A 24340-nucleotide genomic window follows, 5' to 3' on the forward strand; every position below is an offset into this window, starting at 1 on the left:
CATGAAACATACTTTCAAGATGCTTTGTGCTGCAGCTCTGTTGACCGGATTTGCAGCCTGCTCGAACGATGATCCCGACTGGACGGTTCCGCAGCAGGAGCCCAGCCGGGCCCCTGAAACGATGGAGACGCTGTGGCGGACTTCGCCGCTCGATGCTGATCTCACGACCCGCCGCGAACTCTTCGCGACGATCCAGGGCTACGCCGATGCCTGTTCGGGAGCCACCTTCTCGAGCTTTCTCAATGGCGCGGATTGGCTCGCCTCGTCGCTCGTCAAGTACGAAGATATTCTGGCGTGCTACAATGCAGCTTTCGACCGGGTGCTGAACGGTCTGCGCGAAGAGAAGCCGGCTGCAGGAGAGGTCCATATCTGGATGCTCTACAACATGGGCTATGTCATCCAGACGCCTTCAGGTTGCTTCGGTGTAGATATCTATCACCGCCGGGCTGCCGAGCTGGCTCCGTACCTCGATTTTTATGCCTCGACACACGTTCATCAGGACCACAAGAGCCTGCCGCTGATCGAGGCGATGCTTGAAGCCGGGAAACCTGTCGTGACAAACTACCTCGAAGAACCGGGATACGCATATACCTCGACAACGGCGGCCGACTATACGATTGGCAACTTTGTGCTCCACACCTTCATTACGAACCACAACAACGGCTCGACGAATGTCCCCGTGACGGTCTTTCAGATCGACTGCGGCGAGGATACCGGCCATTTCGTGCTGCTGCACTCCGGCGACTCGAATTTCACGGCCGATCAGTTCAACGTGACGGAGGAGATCGACGTTTATATCCCGCGTTATGCCCCCAACGAGCTGACCGAGAACAACGTCATCGGCAAACTTTTCACGCCGAAGTACGTTCTGCTGTCGCATATCCTGGAGCTTTCGCATACGGATCCCGACTCCTCGCGCTGGACCCTTGAACAGGGACTTGCACGAGCCGCGCAGCTTGACTGCGAAGAGACCCACATGCCGTTCTGGGGTGAGAAAATGGTTTGGAAAAACGGTAAACTCAACTGATATGAAGCGGGTGTTTGCCTGCCTGCTGGCACTTGTCGTGCTGGCAGGCTGCTCCGGAGAGGCCCGTCAGAGCGCTGCTCCGGAGAACCGGGCCGAAGGGCTCCGGGCACGTCTTCTTGCGGGCGATACGACCGCGGTTTTCGTCGTGGCGCACCGTGGCGACTGGCGCTATGCTCCGGAAAACTCCATCGCAGCCATCGAACACTCGATAGCCGTGGGTGTCGATGTGGTGGAGCTGGATCTTCAACTGACGCGCGACAGCGTGCTGATTGTCATGCACGACGCCACGCTGAACCGCACGACGACCGGAAAGGGGCGCGTTGCCGACTGGACGCTGGATTCGATCCGTACACTGAAACTCAAGAACGGCTGCGGCATCCGGACCAAACACACGGTTCCAACACTCGAAGAGGCGTTGCTGGCCGCCAAGGGACGTGTGCTGGTGAATCTCGACAAGGCCGACCGCTATTTCGACCTGGTGGCGCCGGTGCTGGAGCGGACCGGAACGACGCGGCAGATCGTCATGAAGGGCTCGAAACCGGCCGATGAGGTGCTTGCCCTGTATGGGAAATACCTCGACGAGGTGATCTACATGCCGGTTGTGAACCTTGACAGCGAGAATGCCGCGGAACTGATGCAGGATTATATCTCCGACCTGAAGCCCGCAGCCTACGAACTGCTCTATGCGCAGGCTGAGGATACGGCCATGCCGCTGCGGATGCGCGACACGCTGCGCGGACAGGCGCTGATCTGGTACAACACGTTGTGGGACACTGTTTGCGGCGGTCATGACGACGATCTGTCGCTCGAGGATCCCGATGCCGCATTCGGCTATCTGATCGACACGCTCGGGGCCCGGATCATCCAGACCGACCGCGCCGAACACCTGCTCAGCTACCTCCGCCAGCGCGGGTTGCACGAATAATCCCGAGAAGGCCATGAATCTGCTGCGATTTTTTGCACCCTCGCCGACGTCGGAACCCTTGACCGACCCCGAGGCGATCCGCAGCCGCTATACGCGGTTGCGGTGGTCGGTCTTCCTCTCCGCCACGCTCGGGTACGGACTCTACTACGTCTGCCGGCTGAGCCTGAATGTCATCAAGAAGCCGATCGTCGATGCCGGGGTCCTCTCCGAGACGGAACTGGGCATCATCGGCTCGGGGTTGTTCATCACCTATGCCGTCGGCAAGCTGACGAACGGCTTTCTGGCCGACCGCAGCAACATCCGCCGCTTCCTGGCGGCCGGACTGTTAGTCACGGCACTGATCAACCTCGTGTTGGGTTTCACGACCTCCTTCGCGGTCTTTCTCGTGCTGTGGGCCGTGAACGGCTGGGCGCAGTCGATGGGTGCGGCGCCGTGTGTCGTGGCCTTGTCCCGTTGGTTCGGAAACAAGGAACGAGGAACCTTCTACGGGCTGTGGTCCTCGAGCCACAACATCGGCGAGGCGATCACCTTCATCGTGACGGCCGTGATCGTCGCCTCGCTGGGCTGGCAGTGGGGATTCCGCGGCGCCGGTGTATTGGGACTTCTGGGATTCCTGATCGTCGTCCTCTTCATGCGCGACACGCCCCAAAGCAACGGCCTGCCGCCCGTGGCGGTCTACAAGGGGGACCAACCCCGGGAGGAGGCCGCAGCGGACGACGACAAATCGGTCGGCGAGTATCAGAAGGAGGTTTTGCGCAATCCGGCAATCTGGATGCTGGCGCTGGCCAGTGCCTTCATGTATATCTCGCGCTATGCGGTGAACAGTTGGGGTATCTTCTTTCTTGAGGCCGACAAGGGCTACACGAATCTCGAAGCCAGTTCGGTGATCTCGATCAGCTCGGTCTGCGGAATCGTGGGAACCATCGCCTCGGGGTGGGTTTCGGACCGCTTCTTCGGCGGGCGGCGCAATCTCCCGGCGTTGATCTTCGGATTGATGAACATTCTCGGGCTTTGTCTCTTCCTGCTCGGGCCGCGCGACTGCTTCTGGCTCGACGCCGCGAGCATGGTGATCTTCGGCCTGGCCATCGGAGCGTTGATCTGCTTCCTGGGTGGACTGATGGCCGTCGACATCGCCTCGAAAAAGGCCTCCGGTGCGGCGCTCGGCGTTGTCGGAATCGCCAGTTACGTGGGAGCCGCCGTGCAGGATCTGTTGAGCGGCATCCTGATTCAACAGGGCAAGAGCGGGGGAGTGGCCGATGTAGCGGCATACGACTTCTCGGTCGTGACGTGGTTCTGGATCGGGGCCGCCATCCTCTCGGTGGTCTGCACACTGGCCGTCTGGAAGGCCCGAGCCAAATAAGTCCGTCCGATTGGATTGCGAAATTACAAACGGGCGGGAAGCGGTTTCCCGCCCGTTCGCATAAAACGGAAAGCGTATGAAAATTCTTTGCTCACTTGCTGCTCTTTTTCGTGTGGCTGTCATGCGGCCTGCTTTGGCTCAGAAAAATTCCGGCCGGGGCCTCTGCCCGCCATCGCCGCTCGCGATGGGGGTTCTCACAAATCGGTGGTTGCGGGGTCGTCGGATTATTTTCCGCTGCCGGGCCAGTTGCAAAGAATCCGTGACCGTTACAGGAAGCATCCTTACGCGCGGATGCACGACGTGTCACTCTATGACTCCTTGTAGACAGTCGGCGAACAGCCGACGGCCTTTTTGAAGTAGACTCCGAAGAAGGACTGGTTGGCGAAATTCAGCATATCGGATACTTGCTGGATCGTATATTGTCCGCTCTTCAATAGGGCTTTGGCCTCGAGAATCACATAATCGCGGATCCAATCTCCGGCATGGCGCCCGCTGACGGCATGAACCACCTGCGAGAGATATTTCGGGGTCAGACACAGCCGGTCGGCATAGAACTGCACGCTGCGCTGCGTGGCGTAGTGCTGCCGCAGCTCCTCGAGGAAACGGTCGAAGATCAGCTTTTTGCGCGAACTCTGTCGGGCTTCCTGTGCTTCGACCAGAGGTGCCATCAGCTGGCAGATCTCGCCGGAGAGCACCTGCAGATACCCTTTCAGAATCTCGTGCTTGAAACGGAAGTCGGGCTGCCGGAGTTTGTCGCGCAGAACACGGCAGATGGCCAGGATCTCGGCCGTTTGGGCGTCGGTGAGTTCGAGCGGTATCTGCCGTGCCAGAAACTTGCGCACGATAAGCGCTCCTTCGGCGTTTCCCTCCGGGATGACGTAATCGTTCGAGAGGGCCAGGAAGGCAATCCGACAGTCGTCCGAAACCTCGAGGCATTGGCCGATGGCCCCCGGCGTGATGATCTGCAACGAGTTGCGGTGCAGTTCGTATTCGTTGAGGTTCAGCCTCACACGCATATTTCCACCCAGGCAGAGGAGCATCATGGCGAACTGAATCTTGAAAGGGTATGGTGACGTGAGAAAGGGGCGCATCGTCGGATCGTTGTTCAGATCGCGCTTCGGAGCCGAGTCGTCGAGGTCGCCGGCCAGAAAGACCTGGTCTTCGAAGATACAGTCGTGTTCGTCGAAGGGGATTATCGTCAGATTGAGCGCATTGAAGTTCCGGAATTCAGCCATGGTCATTTGCTTTTACGTCGGTAAATATACGGATTCAAACAATAAATTGCGGTCATTTCTCCTTTAAAAGTACGTTTTGCTATCCTTTCGAACAACAGGTCCACAATATGAGACAAAGCCCATCGCGGAAAAATCGGGAACTTTGTCGTCATGAAACTTCAAAAAAGGCAAGAACGATGAAGAAAGCAGACAGATGGTGGATCGCTCTGGCAGCGATTCTGTTGAGCGGCTGTTCGGGCGGACGACAGGAGACTCCCTTCGTGCGGAGTGTGTATGTGACGCATCCCGTGGCATTGGGCGGCGAAATGACGCGTACCTATTCGGGCATCGTACGTGCGGCCCACGAGGTGAGTCTGGGATTCAAGACCGCCGGGCAGATTGCGCGGATTCACGTTGTCGAGGGCGACTACGTGCGCCGTGGGCAGCTGCTGGCCGAACTGGATGATGCCGACTACCGGCTGGCGGTCGAGGCGCTGCAGATCCAGTATGACCAGATGCGCGATGAGGTGGAGCGTACGCGTCAGCTCTTCGAGCAGCGGAGCGTCTCGGTCAACGATTTCGAGAAGGCCAGCGCCGGACTGCGGCAGTTGGGCATCCAGCTGCAGGCCAACCGCAACAAACTTGACTATACGAAACTCTACGCCCCGACCGACGGCTACGTTCAGACGGTGAACTTCTCGCCGGCAGAGATGGTCGATGCCGGAACAGCCCTTTTTACACTGCTCGACGTCTCACGCATGGAGGTTGAGGTCGACATTCCGGCCGTCGAATACCTCCGGCGTGACCGCTTCACCGGTTTTGCCTGCCGGGCGGCGGGGGTTGCCGACGCGATTCCGCTGCGGCTTTCGGGGCTTCCGCCCAAGGCCGACGGCAATCAGCTCTACCATCTGACCCTCGCCTTTGCCGCGCAGCCCGACCGGCAGCTGACGGCCGGCATGAACGTCGAGGTGCGGATCACCGAGAGCGATACGACCCGCCGGCAGGGCTTTGCGCTTCCGTTCGGAACCGTCTTTCTGGAGGGCGGGACCCCCAGTGTGTGGGTTCTCGGGGCCGATTCGACCGTACGGCGCCGGGCCGTTGTGCTCGACAATACGGATGCTGAAGGGCGTGCCGTCGTCCGTGAGGGGCTTGATGGCCGTGAGACGATCGTGCGGGCCGGAGTTTCGGCCCTGAAGGAGGGCGAGAAGGTCCATGTCGTGGCCGCGCCGAGTCGAACCAACGTAGGAGGGCTGTTGTGATGAAGATGAAGTTGACGGAGTTTTTCATGCGGCGGCCGGTGTTGTTCTGGTCGCTCATGGGGGCGATCCTCATTGCGGGGGTACTGTCGTTCCTCTACATGCCCAAACTGGAGGATCCGGCCGTGGCGGTCAAGCAGGCGATGGTCGTCATTCCCTATCCCGGAGCCAGTGCCCACGAGGTGGAGCTGAAGGCGGCCCAGCTGATGGAGGATGAGCTGCGGGCGCTGCCCAATGTCAAGAAGGTGACGAGCGAGTGCCGCAACGGTTCGGCCACGCTGACCGTCGAGTTCCAGATGACGGTGCTGAACCGCGATCTGGAGCAGCACTTCGATCTCCTGCGCCGCAAGGTGAGCGATGCGGCCCGGCGTCTGCCGCAGGGGTGCTACGATCCGGTGGTGATCGACGACATGATGGATGTCTACGGCATCTTCTACGCCCTGACGGCCGACGGGTACGACTATCCGGAGATGTACCGCTACGCCAAATTTCTGCGGCGCGAGCTGCTCGACGTGAAGGGGGTCAAGCGGATCAACATCGCGGGCAACCGCGACGAGGTAATCAACATCATCCTCTCGAAGGAGCAGATCGCCCGCAACGGTGTGATCCCGACACAGATCATGTCGGCGCTGCAGCAGGCCGGCAAGACGGTCGATGCCGGGCAGTACCGGAGCGGTGACGAACGCATCGCGCTCTATGTCGATTCGGCGGTCGACAACGTGGAGGAGATCCGCAACCTGGAGATCCGCACGATGGACGGCCGCCAGCTGCGTATCGGCGACGTGGCCCGCGTCGAACGGGGGTATGCCGAACCGCAGCGCAACGGATTTTTTGTGGACGGGCGTCCGGCGCTGGCTCTGTGCATCGCCATGGAGTCGTCGGCTATCGTGCCGGATGTGGGCCGGGCGGTCGATGCGCGGCTCGCGGAGGCGATGCAGCAGCTCCCGGCCGGATTTCATACCGAGAAGATCTTCTTCCAGCCGGACAAGGTCTCACAGGCCATCTCGTCGTTCATGTGGAACCTGCTCGAATCGGTTGTGATCGTCATCCTGGTGCTGATCTTCACCATGGGCTTCCGCAGCGGACTGATCATCGGCTTCGGACTGGTGCTGACGGTGGCCGTCTCATTCCCGATCCTGCTGACGTGCGGCACGACGCTGCAGCGCATCTCGCTCGGGGCCTTCATTGTGGCCATGGGCATGCTGGTCGACAACGCCGTGGTGATCATGGACGGCATCCTGATCGACAGGAAACGGGGCCTCAGCCCGAAGATATACCTCTATCGCATCGGTCGCAATACGGCCCTGCCGCTGCTCGGCGCGACCGTCATCGCCGCCTCGACCTTCCTGGGCATCTATCTCTCGCCCGATTCGGCGGGTGAGTATGCCGGCGACCTCTTTCTGGTGCTGTGCGTGAGCCTGCTGGCCAGTTGGGTGCTGGCACTGGTACAGGTGCCCATCTGTGCCAAGTCGTGGCTCCCGGCCCGGGAGAAACTGCAGCCCGGAGCGCAGAAGCCGGTCGTGATGAACTCGCCGGTCCACCGCTTCGTGCGCCGCTCGATCGCCTTCCTGATCGGCTACAAGCGGGCGACGATCGTCGTGGCCTTCGCCGTGCTGGCCCTCTCCCTCTTCGGCATGACGCGTGTCAAGAACCTCTTCTTCTCCGACTTCGACTACAAGCAGTTCGTCGTCGAGTGCTTCTTCCCCTCGGCCACGGATGCCGGCCGGGTGCGCGACCGTCTGCTCGAAATGAGCGACAGCGTGCTGCTCCATGCGGGTGTCGAGCGGGTAGCCGTCAGCCAGGGCAGCGCCCCGGCTCACTACTGCCTGGTGCGCCCGATGACCTCGGGCGGCGACTGCTACGGCGAGCTGATCGTCGACTGCCCCGATTACAAAACCGTTCTTGAGGTGATTCCCTCGATCCGTCGACAGTTGCGCGAGGAGTTTCCCGAGGCCTACGTCCGCATCCGCAAGTACAACTTCTCGATCTCGACGTCGCACACCGTCGAAGTGGAGTTTGCCGGTCCCGATCCGGTCGTGCTGCGCGATCTGAGCGCACAGGCCGAGGCCGTCATGCGCCGCTGTCCCTATGTCGATGCCTATTCGGTGGAGAACAACTGGAAGCCGAAAGGCAAGGCGCTGGTGGCCGAGTTCAACCAGCAGGATGCCCTGCGGGCCGGGATCGGCCGCGGGGATGTGGCCAACGCCCTGCTGGCCGCCACGGACGGCATGCCGGTCGGCGTGCTGAACGACCAGGAGCGGATGGTGACGTTGAACCTCCAGGTGCGCAACAACGACGGCAGCCGCATCCGCAATCTCAACGAGATCCCCGTCTGGAGCATGATGAACCTGCGGCTGACGGGCGAGGAGCTGCAGGGAGCGCTGGCCGGCGGTCAGGGGATGAGCGAGCTTCAGGACCGTATGTTCCGCGCCATGCCGCTCGGAAATGCCGTGCATGACATCCGCCTCGACTGGGACGAGGATGTGGTGTTGCGGATGAACGGACGGCGGGTGATCGAGGCCGAGTGCGATCCCAATCCCGACAGCCGGGATGCGACGCCGGCCAAGGTCGTCGCCTCGATCCGTCCCGAAATCGAGGCCATCGCGCTGCCCGACGGCTATACGATGCGCTGGGTCGGCGAGGGCGAACTGCAGGGCGAAGCGATCGGCAACCTGATGAAGTACCTGCCGTTGACGATCTTTCTGATTCTGGCTATCCTGTTGCTGCTGTTCAACAGCTGGCGCAAGGTGCTGCTCATTCTGCTGTGCTTCCCGTTCGTCTTCTGCGGCATCACTCCGTCGCTGCTCCTGACGGGCCAGCCGCTGACCTTCATGGCCATCATCGGCATGATGGGGCTGATCGGCATGATGGTCAAGAATGCCATCGTGCTCGTCGACGAGATCAACCGCCTGCAGACCGAAGAGCACAGGCCGCCCTATACGGCCGTTATCGAGGCGACCGTCTCGCGCGTGCGTCCCGTGCTGATGGCCTCGCTGACTACGATCGTCGGGATGATCCCGCTGGTCGGCGATCCGATGTACGGGTCGATGGCCCTGACGATCATGGGCGGTCTGACCGTTGGTACGATCATCACGCTCATTCTGCTGCCGCTCTTCTACGCGGCCCTGTTCCGGATTCGCAAACCTCAAAACGCATAAATCATGAAGATCAAAAAGCTATATATGGCCATCGGCGTTCTCCTGCTGTCGGCGGCGGCCGTTCGGGCCCAGCAGGTGCTTCCGCTCACGCTGGACGAGTGCCGCGCGCGGGCCCTGGCCCACAGCGAGGAACTGCAGCAGGCCGGCAACCGCCTCGAGCAGGCGCGTCTCGACCGGCAGATTGCCTCGACAGCTTCGCTTCCGAAGATCGAGGGATCGGCCACGGGGGCCTACGTTGCCCCCGATATCGACATGATGGGGATGGAGTTGCGCATGCGCGGCACCTACATGGCCGGCCTGACCCTCACACAGCCGATCTACGCCGGCGGCAAGATTGCGGCGGCGCGCCGCATGGCCCGCATCGGCGAGGAGGCGGCCGGCGAGCAGCTGCGCATGACCCGCATGGAGGTGCTGGTCGAGGCCGACAACGCCTATTGGACGCTGGTGGCCGTCGAGGGGAAGGTGCACATGCTGGAGAGTTATGCAGCACAGATGGATACGCTCTACTCGCAGACGGCGGCGGCCGTCAAGGCGGGTATGGCCATCGAGAACGACCGGCTGCGCGTAGAGTCCAAACGCAGTGAGATCCGTTATCAGTTGCAGAAGGCCTGCAACGGGGCCGATCTGTGTCGCATGTCGTTGTGCCGGGTGATCGGTGTGGGAAGCGACGTGCGGCCCGTACCGACCGACACCCTCTTCCGGGCGTCGGCGCCGGGCGAACTGTCGGCAACCCTCGAAACGCGCCCCGAGTTGCGGATGCTTGAGCAGCAGGTGGCCATCGGCGAGCAGCAGATCCGCGACGCCCGTTCGGCGATGCTCCCCACGGCGGGACTTTCGCTGGGGTACACCTATTATGGCAACATCAAACTCAACAGCATGGTCGATGCCGGAGGCGGAAACTACGTTCCCTATACGCAGGAGTTCCGCGACGGCCTGGGTCTGGCGATGCTGGCCGTGAAGGTTCCGATCTTCCACTGGGGCGAGGGGCGCAAAAAGGTGCGCAAGGCCCGTTTCGAACTGCAGAATGCGCAGCTCGAACTGCAGAAAAACACGCGTTTGATGACCCTCGAGGCCGAGCAGGCGATCCGCAACGTCGAGGACGGTTATCGGATGATTCAGACCGCTGAACTGGCGCTGCGCCAGGCCGAGGAGAATCTGCGCGTGATGCGCAACCGCTACGCGGCGCAGATGGCTCCGCTGACCGACCTGCTCGACGCCCAGTCGCAGTGGCAGCAGGCCGCCAGCAACCGGATCGAGGCCGAGACGCAGTACCAGATCTACCGGACGGAGTATCTGCGTGCAACCGGACGGCTGGAGTGATCTCCGCCGTGTTCGGGTAATCCCGTGCGGCAGATGTTTTCCGAATGGCCACTTCGTTCATGAATGCATGTCGGTGTGACCCTTGTTTTGTGCGAGGTCGAAAAACGGGCCCGGCACGCCGCGAAATTCCCCGTTTCGTGGCGAATGAAAAAAAATTGTTATATTTGCCCGAATTTTTAATCCAAAATACAATGGCATACAACTTATTGAAAGGAAAGAAGGGTCTTATCTTCGGAGCCCTGAACGAGCAATCCATTGCCTGGAAAGTGGCGGAACGTGCCGTGGAAGAGGGTGCCGAGATTGTCCTCACCAATACTGCCGTTTCGATCCGCATGGGAACCATCAGCCAGTTGGCTGAAAAATGCAATACGATTGTCGTGCCGGCCGATGCCACGAGCGTCCCCGATCTCGAAAACCTCATCGACAAGACCATGGAGCATTTCGGCGGCAAGTTCGACTTCATGCTCCACTCGATCGGCATGTCGCCCAACGTCCGCAAGGGGCGTACGTACGACGATCTGGACTACGACTATCTCTCCAAGACGCTCGATATCTCGGCCATCTCGTTCCACAAGGTCATTCAGGTCGCCCGCAAGAAGGACGCCATCAACGAGTGGGGTTCGATTGTGGCGCTGACCTACATCGCCGCTCAGCGTACGTTGTACGGCTACAACGATATGGCCGATGCCAAGGCGCTGCTCGAGTCCATTGCCCGCAGCTTCGGATACATCTACGGCCGTGAGAAGCACGTGCGCATCAACACTGTCTCGCAATCGCCGACGCAGACCACCGCAGGCAGCGGCGTGCTGGGGCTGAACGATCTGATGTCATTTGCCGAGAGCATGTCGCCGCTGGGCAACGCCACGGCCGAGGATTGTGCCGACTACGTGCTGACGCTCTTCTCCGATCTGACGCGCAAGGTGACGATGCAGAACCTCTACCACGACGGCGGTTTCTCGTCGATGGGCATGTCACGCCGCGCCATGAAGACCTACGAGAAGGGGATGCGTTTCGACGACGTGCACGAGCACCAGTATCCCTTCGGCGGCGGTCCTGCCGAGGAGACGAAGTAATCGGAGCCGGCCGACCCGTATGGCCAGCCGGACCGAATAACCGATCCGAATGGAAAAAGAGCGGAAGCTGCAGCTTCCGCTCTTTTTCCATGCCCGGGTGTCGGGTTTGCCAGTGCCGGGATCAATACTGATGCCCGCCCTCGTGCAGTTCGTCGCGGGTCAGCGGGCGCCGGTTCAGGGCGCGCCATACGTACCAGATGTAGGCCACGACGAAGGGGATGAAGAGCGACACCCACGCCATGACGCGCAGCGTGAAGAGGCTCGACGAGGAGTTGGCGATGGTGAGCGACGACTGCAGATCGCTCAGCGACGGATAGTAGGCCGTCTGATTCCAGCCGGCCGTCAGCAGCAGGGCCAGCACCGTGAGCACCGTTCCCGCGCCGCCGAACCAGATGGCGCTGCGGCGGCCGCTCCACCCCAGGCGGATGCTCCACAGCACGGCCACCACGCCGACGAGCAGTACGGCGGCCACGCAGAGCATTTCGAGCAGGTTGTGGAGATACTTGTGGGGCTCCATCGAGATGCGGCCCGCGGCATCGGCCGTGGCACCGTCCGAGACGAGCAGTGCGACGAGCCAGACGACGAACAGCACAACGAAGACCGGCCCCGTGCGGCGCATGAGGCTGCGGGCCCGCTGACGGAGCGTCTCGTCGTCAACGTCGTTGATCAGGTACTGACACGCCAGGGTCAGCGTCAGCAGCGTGACGCTCACACCGAGCAGCACGTTGCGCCAGTCGGCGACGGCCTCCAGTCCGTGCCAGGGCGAACTCCACTGCGAGATGACCGCAGCGCCGCCCTGTTCGGTCAGATTGAGCCGGTCGACCGTAAACTCCGCACCGGTGAAGAGCGTCCCGACGGCCGTTCCGATCAGCAGCGGGCCGAGGATGCCGTTGATCATCAGGAAGACGTCGAAGGTGCGCTCGCCGAAGACGTTCGAGGGTTTGCGGCGGTATTCGTAGGCAACGGCCTGCAGCACGAAGCAGAGCAGGATGGCCATCCAGACGTAGACCGCGCCGCCGAACGACGTCGAGTAGAAGAGCGGGAACGAGGCGAAGAAGGCGCCGCCGAACGTAACCAGCGTGGTGAAGGTCAGTTCCCACTTGCGGCCCAGTGAGTTGACGATCAGGTTGCGCTCCTCCTCCGAGCGCCCGAGGCGGTAGAGGAGGGCCTGGCCGCCCTGGACGAACATCAGGAAGACGAGCAGGGCGCCCAGGAGCGCGATCAGAAACCACCAGTAGTGTTGAAGCAGAGACAGCGTATCCATGGTTTAGTTGTTTTTCGGTCCGATCTTGATTTGGCGGAAGAGGATGCTCAGCTCGGCGATGAGCAGGGCGGTGAAGAGCACCAGGAAGAGGAGGAAGGTCGTGGTGACCGAACCGCTGGGGATCTTCGAGGCGGCGATGCTTACGGGCATCAGCTCCTGAATGGCCCAGGGCTGGCGGCCCACCTCGGCAACGATCCATCCGGCCTGCGAGGCGAGGTAGGCGAGCGGAATTGTCCAGACGGCCACCCGCAGCAGCCAGCGCTTCGAGGCGAGACGGTCGCGGCGGTTCAGCCACCAGACGACGGCCAGCAGCAGGATGAAGAAGCATCCGGCGCCGACCATCACGCGGAACGAGTAGAAGAGCAGCGGCACGTTGGGGACGAGCTGTTCGGGGCGGTCGATGTATCCGTAGCCGAAGTAGGCGAACTTTTCGCGCAGGAAGGTCTCGCCCTCGAGGGTCGAACGGTCGAACAGGCGGCTCACGGCGGCCATCGTGGCCGTATCGCCGGCGTTGAGGGCCTCGCGGTAGCGGGCCAGCGTGTCGATGACCTCCCGTCCGCGCGCCATCTTCTCAGCGGCCGGCAGGATGCCCCGTTCGGCATCACCCTCGAGCAGGTCGTTGATGCCCGGGACGTAGGCCTCCGTATCGCGGAAGCTCATGACGGAGAGCAGTTTCGGAATGTCGATCTTGAAGTGGAAGGCGTCGTCGTTCGAGTGGCGTTCGGCTTCGGGGCGCAGCACGCCGATGACCGTGAGCGGTGCCCCCTCCTCGCCGTCGTAGAGGGCCTCCATGGCAGCCAGCTTCATGGGCTGGGTCCGGGCGGCGATGGCACCCGATCGGTCGCCCGTGTAGGCGGTCAGCAGGGCGAAGACCAGTCCGAAGACCGAGGCCAGGGCGATGCTCTTCGAGGCCATGCGCTTCTCGCGGCCGCGCAGCAGGTACCAGGCGCTCACGCCGACGACAAACAGCGCCGCCAGGGTGAACGACGAGGTGACCGTGTGGAAGAATTTGTTGACGGCCACGGGCGAGAGGGCCACCTCGGCGAACGAGGTCATCTCGTTGCGCACGGTGTCGAGGTTGAAGTCGCAGCCCACGGGGTGCTGCATCCAGGCGTTGGCCACCAGGATCCACCAGGCCGAGAGGTTGGCGCCGATGGCCGTGAGCCAGGTGGCCGTCAGGTGGAAGCGTTTGGAGACCTTCTCCCAGCCGAAGAACATCACGGCCACGAACGTCGCTTCGAGGAAGAAGGCGAAGATACCCTCGATGGCCAGCGGTGCGCCGAAGATGTCGCCCACGAAGTGGGAGTAGTTGGACCAGTTGGTTCCGAATTCGAACTCGAGGATGAGTCCCGTGGCCACGCCGATGGCGAAGTTCACGCCGAACAGACGCATCCAGAATTTGGTGGTGCGGCGCCAGAATTCGTCTCCAGTGCGCACGTAGAGGGTCTCCATCAGGGCGACGAGGACCCCCAGACCGAGAGTCAGCGGGACGAACAGCCAGTGGTAGATGGCCGTCATGGCGAATTGGGCCCGTGACCAGTCGACGGTCGATAGGTAATCGCTAAACATAGGTTATCAATGGTTGTTGAGGTTTGTTGCGCATGCAGCGGGGGAGGATTGTGCCGCCGGGGTTGACCGGGCGGTTTTTGGGCCCGGATCCGTTGCGGCTGCGGCGGGGGCGTATGGCGCCGGGTCTGAAACAGCGGCGGCCGGGGCCGGATCTGTTGTGATCGCCGGGGCCGGATCTGTTGTGATCGCCGGGGCCGTGGTGACAGTAGTCGGGGCTGTCGGGGTGAGCTCCTCGAGCAGGTGCGAAGACCGCTCCTCCGAACTCCGGCCCGCCAGCGGATCGGGCATGAAGAAGAGCTTCAGCACGGCGAAGAGCACGAACAGTTTGATGAGAATGATGGCCCAGAGTGTGCGTCCGAGCGTCATCTCCCGGAATCCCTCCACATAGAATCGAATCACGTTTCGCAGCATATCGGGTGTTGTCGTACGGTGTCGCCGGATTTGGTCCCGACGGTGCCGTTCGTTGGATAAAGGTAATGAAAAAATGAATTCCCAAACACCTCTCCGTTCAAAACTTTTCCTCCGGTTTCGTTGCGGAGGCCACAAAGTGGCTGTTTTTCGATGAAAATTCGTACTTTTGCCCGCGAAAAAATTTGTTGAATCCCATGAAGGAAAATATCGACAAACTCCCCTCGCCGTGGGTGTCGGCCATTCCGCTGGTGGTGCTTACCCTGTTGCTCTACGCGGTGATCCGCGCCTTCGGGGGCGGGGCCATCGACGGCGGCAGCCAGATTGCGCTGCTCTCGGCCACGTCGGTCTGCGTGATGCTCTCGATCGGGCTGTACCGCTGCCGCTGGTCGGTGCTCGAGGAGGCGATCATCGAAAACATCCGCGCCTCGGCTTCGGCCATCCTGATCCTGCTGCTGATCGGCGCCATCGCCGGCACGTGGATGATCTCGGGGGTGGTCCCCACGCTGATCTACTATGGTCTGAAGATCCTCCATCCGACGTTTTTCCTCGTTGCCTCGTGCGCCATCTGCGCCATCGTGTCGCTGATGACCGGCAGTTCGTGGACGACGATCGCCACCATCGGTGTGGCGCTGATGGGCATCGGCCGGGCGATGGGCTTCCCCGAAGGGTGGGTGGCCGGCACCATCATCTCGGGCGCCTATTTTGGCGACAAGCTCTCGCTGTTGTCCGATACCACGGTGCTGGCCTCGTCGACCGTCGGCGTCAACATCTTCACCCACATCCGCTACATGCTCTACACGACCGTGCCGTCGATGCTCATCGCGCTGGCGACCTTCACCGTCGCCGGACTGACGCTCGCCCACGGCACCTCGACCCATGCCGAATTCTATGCCGAAACGCTGGCCGCGACGTTCCGCATCTCGCCGTGGCTGCTGCTCGTACCCCTGGCCACGGGTATTCTGATTGTGCGCAAGCTGCCGGCCATCGTGACGCTCTTCTGTGCGGTGGTCTTCGCCTGTGTGGCGATGCTGGCGGCGCAGCCCCATCTGGTGATGCAGGTCGGCGGCGGGGCGGAGCTCGACGCCATGACGGCCTTCCGCGGCGTGCTCACGACCTGCTACGGACACACGGCCATCCCGACCGGCGTGGCGCAGCTCGACGAACTGGTCGCCACGCGCGGCATGGCCGGCATGCTCAATACCGTGTGGCTGATCATCTGTGCGATGTGCTTCGGCGGGGTGATGACCGGCAGCGGCATGCTGCGCTCGCTGACGGAGATCTTCCTGCGCTGGGTGCGGCGGACCTTCTCGGCCGTGGCCTCGACCGTCGGCGCCGGGATCTTCTTCAACCTCTGCACGGCCGACCAGTATATCTCGATCATCCTCTCGGGGCGCCTGTTCCGTGATCTCTATGCCGAACGGGGGCTCGAAGCGCGGCTGCTGAGCCGTTCGGTGGAGGATTCGGCCACGGTCTGCTCGGTGCTGATCCCCTGGAACTCGTGCGGCATGACGCAGGCCACGGTGCTCGGCGTCTCGACCTTCGTCTACATGCCCTATTGCATTTTCAATATCGTTTCGCCGCTGATGTCGCTGCTGGTGGCGGCCATCGGCTGGAAGATCAAAAAACAGCAATGAATACCCAATTAGTCATCTTCGACCTCGACGGCACGCTGCTCGATACGATCGGCGACCTGGCCGTTGCCTGCAACGCCATGCTGGCCCTGCGGGGGCTTCCGCAACACTCCTACGAGGAGTATTGCCACTTTGTCGGCAACGGCATCCTGCGCCTTGTGGAGCGGGCGCTGCCCGGGGAGCTGCGTACGCCCGACAACGTGGCGGCGGCGCGTGCCGACTTCGTGAAGTACTATGTCGACCACATCGACTGCCATACGAAACCCTATGCCGGCATTCCGGAGCTGCTGGCCGAACTCGCGCAGCACGGCGTGCAGCTGGCCGTGGCCTCGAACAAGTTCCAGGAGGGAACCTCGAAACTCATCGCGCGCTTCTTTCCCGAAGTGGCCTTTACGGCAGTCTTCGGACAGCGTCCCGACGTGCCGCTGAAGCCCGATCCGGCCGTCGTCGAGGAGATCCTTGCCCGCAGCGGCGTGGCGAAGGAACACGTGCTCTATGTCGGCGATTCGGGGGTCGACATGCAGACGGCCCGTGCGGCCGGCCTGCAGTCGGTGGGGGTGACGTGGGGCTTCCGCGACCGTGCCGAGCTGGAGGCGACCGGCGCCTGCCGGATCATCGACCGTCCCGACGAACTGCTGGCGCTGCTGTAAGGGCGGCACGGCGAATGGGTGACGGCCGGCTGCGGCTGAGGTCGTTGCGGCTGCGGCATGCGGCCGTGGTGGCTGTGATATGCGGCGGATGGTTGCCTGGCGGTTGGAGGCGGTGAAAGGCGGCAGCCGGCTGCGGAGCGCTACTGACAGTAGAGACGCACGTCGTTGGCCGTGATGCGCTCGCCGGAGAGGATCAACAGCCGCTCGACGACGTTGCGCAGTTCGCGGATGTTGCCCGTCCAGGGCATTCCGCGCAGCAGCGCGACCGCCTCCGCGTCGATCTCTTTGGGCGGTTTGCCGTACTCTTCGGCCAGCGTGCGGATGAAGTGGTCGACCAGCGCGGGTATGTCGTCGGGGTGCTCGCGGAGGGCCGGGACCCGCACGACGATCACCGCCAGACGGTGGTAGAGGTCCTCGCGGAAGTTGTTGCGGCGGATCTCCTCGCGCAGATCCTTGTTCGTGGCGGCGATCACCCGCACGTCGACCTCGATCTCCTTGTCGCCGCCCACGCGGCTGATGCGGCTCTCCTGCAGTGCCCGCAGCACCTTGGCCTGTGCGGCGAGCGACATGTCACCGATCTCGTCCATGAAGAGCGTGCCGCCGTCGGCCTGTTCGAATTTGCCTTTGCGCTGTTTGATGGCCGAGGTGAAGGCTCCGCGTTCGTGGCCGAAGAGCTCGCTCTCGATCAGCTCCGAGGGGATGGCCGCGCAGTTCACCTCGACGAACGGCGCCGCGGAGCGCGAACTCTTCGCATGCAGCCAGCGGGCTACGAGCTCCTTTCCCGTACCGTTCTCGCCGGTGATCAACACCCGCGCCTCGCACGGCGCCACCTTCTCGATCAGCTTGCGGACGTGTTCGATCTCGGGCGAGAGTCCGATGATCGCCTCGGCCTGTGCGGGATGGGCCCGGCGGCTGCGGCGCGGTGCGGCAGCCGCTGCGGAAGGGGTGGGATCCGGGTGGTCGACGGCCCGGTGGACGGACTGCAGCAGACGGTTCATGTCGACGGGTTTGGTCAGAAAGTCCTGCGCACCGTTGCGTACGGCCTTCACGGCCGTGTCGATCGAGGGGTCGGACGAGAGGGCAATGACCGGAACGCCCGCATCGGGAATCCGGAAGGCGGCGTCCGAGATGATCACGTCGAAGGGGATCTTCCCGCACAGGGCCGTCGCCTCGGCCTCGTCCTCGGCCGCCTCGGCCGAAAAACCTTCGTATTCCAACCGCTCACGCAAGACGTTTCGCACGCTTTTTGAACGGTCCAGAATTAAAACTTTTGCCATAGTTTGTTTTTGCTGAAATTTTACTACTTTTGCCGAAGACAAACTCCGGTCATGCCTCTGTTTTGCACGGCTTCAGAGGCAAAGGTAGGGCTTTCTGCGGCGTAAAACCAATTTCGCAAGCCGTACCCGGAGCCCGGCGTTTCGGATGAAAACCTCTTGATTCGGTTCATTGCCGCAGGCCGCGCGGACTCTCCGGCGGACGTTTCGGAACACGATGTCGAACCGCATGCAACAATATGAAAAAGAACTATAACTACACACGACGCAAGTTGTACCTGCCCGAGTACGGGCGCCATATCCAGGAGATGATCGACTCGCTCATGGAGATCGAGGACCGGCACGAACGCAACCGTCAGGCCCGGGCCGTCATTGCCGTGATGGGCAATCTGAACCCCCTGCTGCGCGATACGGCCGACTTTACCCACAAACTCTGGGATCATCTCTTCATCATGTCTGATTTTCAGCTGGATGTCGATTCGCCCTATCCGCGGCCCACGCGTCAGGAGCTGACCGTCTCGCCCCGCCACATGGCCTACACGCAGAGCCGCATCGCCTACAAGCACTACGGCAAGTATGTCGAGCGGATGATCGGGTCGCTCGCGACGGTGAAGGATCCGCGCGCGGTGGCCTCGACGGTCGACAACCTGGCTCGCTACATGCGCGCCAAGAGTTACGAATACAATCAGGAGCATCCCAACAACGAGGTGATCGTTCGCGACATCAAGCGCATGTCCGGAGGGAACATCGAGATCGACGAAGTGGCCCTGAACAATCTCCGAAGCGACTACAAACAGCCCTTTTCGGTACGTCCCCAGAAGGGTCCCCAGCAGCACCGCCCGCCCCACGCGCAGCAGCTGCGGCCCAAAAACCGCAACCAGCAGCAACACCGCAATTTCGCAAAAAATAACGGGGCTCACCGCAATTCTTCGAAATAAACGGCGCGGAATTCCGAAAAAAGTGCTATCTTTACTTTCATCAAAACGCGTAAAAGTTCATCCATGAATCGTCAAACGCTTTTAGGAACGCTCCTGACGGCGGCACTGCTGTGCGGCTGTCAGTCGTCGAAAGTGAAAATCTCGGGCCGTTTCGTCGGAAACGAAGCCAGAGAGGTCTATCTGGAACAGATGACTCCGCTCGCATCCTCGGTCGTCGATTCGACGACGCTGGCCGCGGACGGCAGCTATGAATTCCGTCTCAGGGAGGTCGCACGGACCCCCGTTCTCTACAACCTGATCTATAACGGCGAACGCATACCGCTGCTGGTGGCAGGCGGTGATCGGCTGACGGTCTCGTCGGTGGGCAGCGTCGTGCGCAACTATACGGTCGAAGGATCCGTCGAATCGGAACTGCTGCGTCAGTTCTACCAGGCCTTCGTCGAGGGGGCGCAGCAACTGGACGCCATCGCCGCACGCTTTGCCGAACCCTCCCTGACGGAGGAGCAGCGCAAGGAGATCACGGCCGAGTATACGGCCGAATACTACCGCATCCGCCGCGAACAGCTGCGCTTCATCATCGAAAACAAATCCTCGCTGGCCGCCGTCTATGCCCTCTACCAGCGGCTGCCGGGTGATGCCTACCTCTTCAACGGCGACAGCGACGTGGTCTACTACCGCACGGTGGCCGACGCCCTCGAGGAGAGCTATCCCGAATCGCCCTACCTGCAGTCGCTGCAGGCCGAGATCGCCCGCATGGATGCCCGCATGAGCCTCTCGTCGCGCATCAGCGAGTCGCCCTATCCCGATCTGGAGCTGATGGACATCTACGGCAAGAAGATCCGCCTTTCGTCGCTGGCCGGCAAGGTGATCCTGCTGGATTTCTGGTCGGCCGAACTCGGGTCGAGCAATCAGCTCAATGCCGAACTGAAGGAGACCTACCGCAAATATGCCGATGCCCCGGTGGGCTTCGAGGTCTACCAGGTGGCCATCGACACGTCGAAACCCCTGTGGATCACGGCCGTTCAGGAGCAGCAGCTGCCCTGGGTCTCGGTGAGCGATCTGCGGGGCCGCGGCTCGGCATCGCTGGGTCTCTACAACGTGCAGAAACTCCCGACCAACTTCCTGATCGACAAGGACGGCGTGATCGTCGCCCGCGACATCTACGGCAAGGAGCTGGAGAAGAAACTGGATGAACTGACCGGATTATGATCTATTTCGCTTCCGATGTCCATCTGGGGGCGGGTGACCGACGGGAGGCCCTGCTGCTCGAACGTCGTTTTGTCGGGTGGCTCGACCGCGCGGCCCGGGATGCGGAGGCGATCTTTCTGGTGGGCGACATCTTCGACTTCTGGTTCGAATACCGGCGGGTGGTGCCCAAGGGTTTCGTGCGCACGCTCGGCAAACTGGCCGAACTGACCGACCGCGGCATCCGCGTGGTCTTCTTCACGGGCAACCACGACATGTGGGTGGGCGACTATCTGCGGTGCGAATGTGGCGTGGAGATCTTCACCTCGCCGCAGCTGCTCACGCTTCACGGCCGGCGGATCTTCGTGGCCCACGGCGACAACATGAACATCGACGATCAGCCGATGCTGAAGCTGCTGAACAGGACGTTCCGTTCGCGGACGCTCAAATACCTCTTTTCGTGGGGTCTTCACCCCGACCTGGCGCTGAAGTTCGGCCACTGGTGGAGCCGCAAGTCGCGCCGGAAGCACAACGCGGCCGACGAACGGGCCCGGCTGACGGGCCGCGGCCAGGGCTTCGACGCCCGGCTCACCGAACCGCTGATCGACTATGCCCGCCAATACGCCGCCACACACCGTGTCGATGACTTCGTCTTCGGCCACATGCACTTCGCGCGGGAGTTCCGCGAGGGGAGTCTCCATGTGGTGAACCTCGGGGGGTGGGAGAAGAACCCCTCCTATGCGGTGCTGGACGACGGGGGGCAGCTCACCCTGAAAATGCTTGAATCATGAAACAATACCTCGATCTGCTGCAGCGGATCCTCACGGAAGGGGTCGTGCGCGGCGACCGCACCGGAACCGGCACCAAGGGGGTCTTCGGCCACCAGATGCGCTTCGACCTGGAGGCGGGCTTCCCGCTGCTGACCACCAAACGGGTCTTCCTGAAAGGGGTGATCCACGAGCTGCTGTGGTTTCTGCAGGGGGATACCAACATCGCCTACCTGGTGCGCAACGGCGTCCATATCTGGGACAATGACGCCTACCGCTACTATAACGAACTCTGTGTGAAGAACGGCGTGCTGCCGCTCGGACGCGAGGCCTTTCTCGAGGCGGCGGGCGAGGAGTCGCCCATCGACGGTTACCGTTTTGGCGACCTGAACCATGTCTACGGTTACCAGTGGCGTTCGTGGCCGCGGCCCGACGGCGGGGTGGTGGACCAGATCGCCCGGGCCGAGGAGCTGATCCGCACGAATCCCGAATCGCGGCGCATCGTCGTCTCGGCGTGGAACGTGGCCGAGATCGAGCAGATGGCCCTGCCGCCGTGCCACGTGTTGTTCCAGTTCTATGTGGCCGAAGGGCGGCTTTCGTGCCAGCTCTACCAGCGGAGTGCCGACACGTTCCTCGGCGTGCCGTTCAACATCGCCTCCTACGCGCTGCTGACGATGATGATGGCCCGGACGTGCGGACTGCGCCCCGGGGAGTTCGTCCATACGCTGGGCGACACGCACCTCTATCTGAACCACCTGGAGCAGGCGGCCGAACAGCTCCGCCGCGAGCCGCGGCCGCTGCCGACGATGCGGTTGAATCCCGCCGTCGGGTCGATTTTCGATTTCCGTTACGAGGACTTTTCGCTCGAGGGGTACGATCCCTGGCCGGCGATCAAGGCCCCGATGTCGTTCTGATCAATCCGTACTGTCATGCGAAAAGTCCCAGTTGTTTTCAGTATCGACCGGAATGTGGTTGTCCCCTTTACGGTCTGCGTGACGTCGTTGCTCGAGCACGCACGGCCCGATACCTTCTACGAACTCTTCGTGCTGTGCGACGGAGAGAAGCTCGGCGAGGAGTTGCGCAACGAGGCGCGCCGGGCCGAACAGACCTCGGAGAACTGTTCGCTCGCGTTTGTGGATGTCGGCGGGGCGTTTGCCGAGGCCTACGAGATCCGCGGCATTACCGTGGCGACCTATTACCGGTTGTTGATGCCCGACCTCTTCCCGAACCATGACCGGATGATCTATGCCGATGTGGATATGATCTTCCGTTCGGATCTGGCCGACCTCTACGGGCAGGCGTGTGCCGGCGGTGAACTGGTGGCCGGAGTCCGGGAGGTGAATGATTTCCTCCGGGACGAGGGCTCCGAACGTACGAAGAGCTACCTGCGTTCGATCGGTTGCGATATCACGACCTATGTCAACGGCGGATTCCTGGTGATGAATCTCGAAGCGATGCGCCGCGAGGGAATCGTGGATCGTTTTCTGGAGCATGCCGGCCGGCAGTATCTCTATCAGGACCAGGATATCATCAATGTGGTTTGCCGGGGGCGGATCGAACTGCTGCCCATGCGCTGGAACTACACCTTGACCCTTTACCGGTGGGCCCATACGGGTCCGGCCGCCTACATCAAGGCTTGCAGCCGCGAGATCGACGAGGCCGAATGGCGGGGGACCGTCCATTATACGGGGCCCAAGCCCTGGAAGGAGTTTTGTCCGCGTTATGACTGCTGGTGGGCCTGCTACCGACACTCGGCGGCATTCGATGCGGAGTTCTGCTTCCGGGCGCAGGAGTCGGTCTGCCGGGCGCAGGACGAGGCCCGCAAGTCCCCCCCCCGACCCTCGAAATGGAAGCGCCTGCGACGTCGGGTCTGCCGGGCCTTCGGATATAAAAAAAGTTACTGGGAATGATCAGCATCATTGCGGCCGTAGCGCAGAATGGCGTCATCGGCGACCGGAATGCCCTGTTGTGGCACATCTCCGAGGATATGAAACACTTCAAGACGCTGACGACGGGGCATCCCGTCGTGATGGGGCGCAAGACCTGGGAGTCGCTGGGCCGGCCGCTGCCCAACCGCACCAACGTCGTCATCACGCGTCAGGCGATCGAAATCCCGGGCTGTCGGGTGGTCCATTCGCTCGAAGAGGCGATGGCGTTGTTCGCCGCCGACGAGGAGATCTTCATCATCGGCGGGGCGCAGATCTATGCCGAGGCGCTGCCCCGGGCCGGACGTTTCTACCTGACGCGGGTCTTCCGCGACTATGAGGGCGATACGTGTTTCCCGGCGTGGGACGAGGCGGAATGGCGTCTGACCTCCTCCGAATCCTTCCCTCACGGCAAGGATTACCCCTGGCCCTTTGCCTTCGAAAGCTGGGAGCGCCGTTGAGGCGGGCGCCCTGCCGCGCTTCTTCCTGCCGCGACCGTTCTCCGCTCCGCCGCGACCCGCTGCCATGTTCCTCTTCCGTCCCGGATCGCCTTCGCCGCACCCCCCCCCACACACATTGCATCCCGAAGTCACCACAAAGCGACCCCAGGCGGAAAATTACGCATTTATACCACCGCGCAACCGATGCGGAATCCCTACCTTTGCAGTGCAAAGGTTTTTTTGTATAAAAGGTATGGGAAAATATTTCGACATGCTGATGGAGGACGTGCGCATGCGCGAGGGGTTGAACGCCTGCATGAACTGCGGCGTCTGCACGGGAGTCTGCCCGGCGGCCGAGTTCTACAACTACGACCCGCGGCAGATCGTCTCGATCGTCCAGTCGCGTGACGATGACGCCATCGAGGCCCTGCTGAAGAGCGACACGATCTGGTATTGCGGCGAGTGCATGTCGTGCCGTCCGCGCTGTCCGCGGGGCAATACGCCGGGTTACGTCATTCAGGCGCTGCGTACGCTGTCGCAGAAGCTGGGCTTCTTCGTCGAGAGCGAGAAGGGCCGCCAGCAGCTGGCCCTGAAGCGCATCATCGGCGAGAATATCCTCCGCACGGGCTACTGCATCGTGCCGCGGCTGGTCAAACCCGAACTCCACCCCGAACAGGGAACCGTCTGGCAGTGGATCTACGACCACGACAAGGAGGTCTACGGGCAGTTCTCACCCGCCTACATGCGTCACGGCGCCGGAGCCCTGCGCCGCATCGACGAGGAGTCCCTCGATGAGATCCGCCGCATTTTCGATGTCAGCGGCGGCAGCGAGATGTTCGATACGATCGAGAAACACTCCGACCGCAAGGCCCGCGAAATGGGCTACGAAGAGGGCGCCGACCAGCAGTACATGATGGACGTCTTCACCACCAACAGCAACGAGCACTATTAGA

At 62.0% G+C, this 24340-nt stretch carries 20 protein-coding genes and 1 pseudogene; 16 read left to right on the plus strand and 5 right to left on the minus strand.

Annotated features, from left to right (window positions below; genetic code table 11):
- Position 1: 1 nt before the first annotated feature.
- From B5E60_RS05080 to B5E60_RS05090, 3 genes are read left to right on the plus strand one after another with little or no spacing between them, the layout of a single operon-like run.
- Positions 2-1027, plus strand: a complete 1026-nt coding sequence (locus tag B5E60_RS05080) for a hypothetical protein (RefSeq protein ID WP_087309980.1) — start codon at positions 2-4, stop codon at positions 1025-1027.
- 1 nt (position 1028) lies between these two features.
- Complete coding sequence (locus B5E60_RS05085) at positions 1029-1952, plus strand: glycerophosphodiester phosphodiesterase family protein (protein WP_087309982.1); 924 nt, start codon at positions 1029-1031, stop codon at positions 1950-1952.
- A 13-nt stretch (positions 1953-1965) separates the two neighbouring features.
- Positions 1966-3312, plus strand: coding sequence for an MFS transporter (locus B5E60_RS05090; protein WP_087309984.1), 1347 nt, complete (start codon positions 1966-1968; stop codon positions 3310-3312).
- Positions 3313-3620: 308 nt separating this feature from the next.
- On the opposite strand, the gene B5E60_RS05095 is transcribed toward B5E60_RS05090, so the two are convergent.
- Positions 3621-4547, minus strand: coding sequence for a helix-turn-helix domain-containing protein (locus tag B5E60_RS05095; RefSeq protein ID WP_162611595.1), 927 nt, complete (start codon positions 4545-4547; stop codon positions 3621-3623).
- A gap of 176 nt (positions 4548-4723) precedes the next feature.
- Here B5E60_RS05095 and B5E60_RS05100 point away from each other — a divergent pair, with 176 nt between their 5' ends.
- The 4 genes from B5E60_RS05100 to B5E60_RS05115 all read left to right on the plus strand — a co-directional run bounded on the left by B5E60_RS05100 (position 4724) and on the right by B5E60_RS05115 (position 11333).
- On the plus strand, positions 4724-5785 hold the full coding sequence (locus B5E60_RS05100; RefSeq protein ID WP_239403234.1) for an efflux RND transporter periplasmic adaptor subunit: 1062 nt from the start codon (positions 4724-4726) through the stop codon (positions 5783-5785).
- On the plus strand, positions 5785-8940 hold the full coding sequence (locus B5E60_RS05105; RefSeq protein ID WP_239403235.1) for an efflux RND transporter permease subunit: 3156 nt from the start codon (positions 5785-5787) through the stop codon (positions 8938-8940). The genes B5E60_RS05100 and B5E60_RS05105 overlap by 1 nt, the downstream gene beginning before the upstream one ends.
- Positions 8941-8943: 3 nt before the next feature.
- Entirely contained in the window at positions 8944-10260 is a 1317-nt protein-coding gene (locus B5E60_RS05110; RefSeq protein ID WP_087309988.1) for a TolC family protein, read from the plus strand.
- Between the two features lie 191 nt (positions 10261-10451).
- Positions 10452-11333 (plus strand): enoyl-ACP reductase FabI, encoded by an 882-nt coding sequence (locus tag B5E60_RS05115; protein WP_087309990.1) that lies wholly within the window; start codon positions 10452-10454, stop codon positions 11331-11333.
- Positions 11334-11454: 121 nt separating this feature from the next.
- Here the strand turns inward: B5E60_RS05115 and B5E60_RS05120 are convergent, their stop codons facing one another.
- From B5E60_RS05120 to B5E60_RS14180, 3 genes and pseudogenes are all read right to left on the minus strand, one after another.
- Positions 11455-12597, minus strand: a complete 1143-nt coding sequence (locus B5E60_RS05120; protein WP_087309992.1) for a cytochrome d ubiquinol oxidase subunit II — start codon at positions 12595-12597, stop codon at positions 11455-11457.
- Between the two features lie 3 nt (positions 12598-12600).
- Complete coding sequence (locus B5E60_RS05125) at positions 12601-14166, minus strand: cytochrome ubiquinol oxidase subunit I (RefSeq protein ID WP_087309994.1); 1566 nt, start codon at positions 14164-14166, stop codon at positions 12601-12603.
- 213 nt (positions 14167-14379) lie between these two features.
- Positions 14380-14577: pseudogene (locus tag B5E60_RS14180) on the minus strand (DUF4492 domain-containing protein); the annotation flags it as partial.
- A gap of 194 nt (positions 14578-14771) precedes the next feature.
- On the opposite strand from B5E60_RS14180, the gene B5E60_RS05135 reads away from it, so the two are divergent.
- Together B5E60_RS05135 and B5E60_RS05140 are read left to right on the plus strand one after the other, a co-directional pair.
- Positions 14772-16211, plus strand: coding sequence for a Na+/H+ antiporter NhaC family protein (locus tag B5E60_RS05135; RefSeq protein WP_087309998.1), 1440 nt, complete (start codon positions 14772-14774; stop codon positions 16209-16211).
- On the plus strand, positions 16208-16858 hold the full coding sequence (locus tag B5E60_RS05140; protein ID WP_087310000.1) for an HAD family hydrolase: 651 nt from the start codon (positions 16208-16210) through the stop codon (positions 16856-16858). Before B5E60_RS05135 ends, B5E60_RS05140 begins: the two co-directional genes overlap by 4 nt.
- Before the next feature lie 140 nt (positions 16859-16998).
- Here B5E60_RS05140 and B5E60_RS05145 read toward each other — a convergent pair whose 3' ends face one another.
- Entirely contained in the window at positions 16999-18135 is a 1137-nt protein-coding gene (locus B5E60_RS05145) for a sigma-54-dependent transcriptional regulator (RefSeq protein WP_087310002.1), read from the minus strand.
- A 236-nt stretch (positions 18136-18371) separates the two neighbouring features.
- On the opposite strand from B5E60_RS05145, the gene B5E60_RS05150 reads away from it, so the two are divergent.
- The 7 genes from B5E60_RS05150 (at position 18372) to B5E60_RS05180 (ending at position 24339) form a co-directional block, all read left to right on the plus strand.
- Complete coding sequence (locus B5E60_RS05150) at positions 18372-19070, plus strand: DUF4290 domain-containing protein (RefSeq protein WP_087310004.1); 699 nt, start codon at positions 18372-18374, stop codon at positions 19068-19070.
- 63 nt (positions 19071-19133) lie between these two features.
- On the plus strand, positions 19134-20279 hold the full coding sequence (locus tag B5E60_RS05155) for a TlpA disulfide reductase family protein (protein WP_087310006.1): 1146 nt from the start codon (positions 19134-19136) through the stop codon (positions 20277-20279).
- Positions 20276-21046 carry a UDP-2,3-diacylglucosamine diphosphatase gene (locus B5E60_RS05160; protein ID WP_087310008.1) on the plus strand — a complete coding sequence of 257 codons (771 nt, stop codon included), beginning with the start codon at positions 20276-20278 and terminating at the stop codon, positions 21044-21046. Before B5E60_RS05155 ends, B5E60_RS05160 begins: the two co-directional genes overlap by 4 nt.
- The gene (thyA, locus tag B5E60_RS05165) at positions 21043-21936 is read left to right on the plus strand and encodes a thymidylate synthase (protein WP_087310010.1); all 894 of its coding nucleotides are present in this window, start codon (positions 21043-21045) and stop codon (positions 21934-21936) included. The genes B5E60_RS05160 and thyA overlap by 4 nt, the downstream gene beginning before the upstream one ends.
- A 15-nt stretch (positions 21937-21951) precedes the next feature.
- Complete coding sequence (locus tag B5E60_RS05170) at positions 21952-22932, plus strand: glycosyltransferase family 8 protein (protein WP_087310012.1); 981 nt, start codon at positions 21952-21954, stop codon at positions 22930-22932.
- On the plus strand, positions 22929-23408 hold the full coding sequence (locus B5E60_RS05175; RefSeq protein ID WP_087310014.1) for a dihydrofolate reductase: 480 nt from the start codon (positions 22929-22931) through the stop codon (positions 23406-23408). Before B5E60_RS05170 ends, B5E60_RS05175 begins: the two co-directional genes overlap by 4 nt.
- A gap of 232 nt (positions 23409-23640) precedes the next feature.
- A complete protein-coding gene (locus tag B5E60_RS05180) occupies positions 23641-24339 on the plus strand; it encodes a 4Fe-4S dicluster domain-containing protein (protein ID WP_087310016.1) in 699 nt (232 codons plus the stop codon).
- Position 24340: the final 1 nt, after the last annotated feature.

The organism is Alistipes sp. An116, assembly GCF_002161005.1.
GTDB lineage: Bacteria > Bacteroidota > Bacteroidia > Bacteroidales > Rikenellaceae > Alistipes > Alistipes megaguti.

Excerpts from the sequence above, each read along its gene's own strand:
- B5E60_RS05120 (WP_087309992.1), bottom strand. The coding sequence starts at position 12,597 with ATGGATACGCTGTCTCTGCTTCAACACTACTGGTGGTTTCTGATCGCG.
- B5E60_RS05095 (WP_162611595.1), bottom strand. The coding sequence starts at position 4,547 with ATGGCTGAATTCCGGAACTTCAATGCGCTCAATCTGACGATAATCCCC.
- B5E60_RS05135 (WP_087309998.1), top strand. The coding sequence starts at position 14,772 with ATGAAGGAAAATATCGACAAACTCCCCTCGCCGTGGGTGTCGGCCATT.
- B5E60_RS05100 (WP_239403234.1), top strand. The coding sequence starts at position 4,724 with ATGAAGAAAGCAGACAGATGGTGGATCGCTCTGGCAGCGATTCTGTTG.
- B5E60_RS05085 (WP_087309982.1), top strand. The coding sequence starts at position 1,029 with ATGAAGCGGGTGTTTGCCTGCCTGCTGGCACTTGTCGTGCTGGCAGGC.
- B5E60_RS05090 (WP_087309984.1), top strand. The coding sequence starts at position 1,966 with ATGAATCTGCTGCGATTTTTTGCACCCTCGCCGACGTCGGAACCCTTG.
- B5E60_RS05110 (WP_087309988.1), top strand. The coding sequence starts at position 8,944 with ATGAAGATCAAAAAGCTATATATGGCCATCGGCGTTCTCCTGCTGTCG.
- B5E60_RS05125 (WP_087309994.1), bottom strand. The coding sequence starts at position 14,166 with ATGTTTAGCGATTACCTATCGACCGTCGACTGGTCACGGGCCCAATTC.
- B5E60_RS05170 (WP_087310012.1), top strand. The coding sequence starts at position 21,952 with ATGCGAAAAGTCCCAGTTGTTTTCAGTATCGACCGGAATGTGGTTGTC.
- B5E60_RS05180 (WP_087310016.1), top strand. The coding sequence starts at position 23,641 with ATGGGAAAATATTTCGACATGCTGATGGAGGACGTGCGCATGCGCGAG.
- B5E60_RS05150 (WP_087310004.1), top strand. The coding sequence starts at position 18,372 with ATGAAAAAGAACTATAACTACACACGACGCAAGTTGTACCTGCCCGAG.
- B5E60_RS05105 (WP_239403235.1), top strand. The coding sequence starts at position 5,785 with ATGAAGATGAAGTTGACGGAGTTTTTCATGCGGCGGCCGGTGTTGTTC.
- B5E60_RS05145 (WP_087310002.1), bottom strand. The coding sequence starts at position 18,135 with ATGGCAAAAGTTTTAATTCTGGACCGTTCAAAAAGCGTGCGAAACGTC.
- B5E60_RS05155 (WP_087310006.1), top strand. The coding sequence starts at position 19,134 with ATGAATCGTCAAACGCTTTTAGGAACGCTCCTGACGGCGGCACTGCTG.
- B5E60_RS05115 (WP_087309990.1), top strand. The coding sequence starts at position 10,452 with ATGGCATACAACTTATTGAAAGGAAAGAAGGGTCTTATCTTCGGAGCC.
- B5E60_RS05175 (WP_087310014.1), top strand. The coding sequence starts at position 22,929 with ATGATCAGCATCATTGCGGCCGTAGCGCAGAATGGCGTCATCGGCGAC.
- B5E60_RS05160 (WP_087310008.1), top strand. The coding sequence starts at position 20,276 with ATGATCTATTTCGCTTCCGATGTCCATCTGGGGGCGGGTGACCGACGG.
- B5E60_RS05080 (WP_087309980.1), top strand. The coding sequence starts at position 2 with ATGAAACATACTTTCAAGATGCTTTGTGCTGCAGCTCTGTTGACCGGA.
- thyA (WP_087310010.1), top strand. The coding sequence starts at position 21,043 with ATGAAACAATACCTCGATCTGCTGCAGCGGATCCTCACGGAAGGGGTC.
- B5E60_RS05140 (WP_087310000.1), top strand. The coding sequence starts at position 16,208 with ATGAATACCCAATTAGTCATCTTCGACCTCGACGGCACGCTGCTCGAT.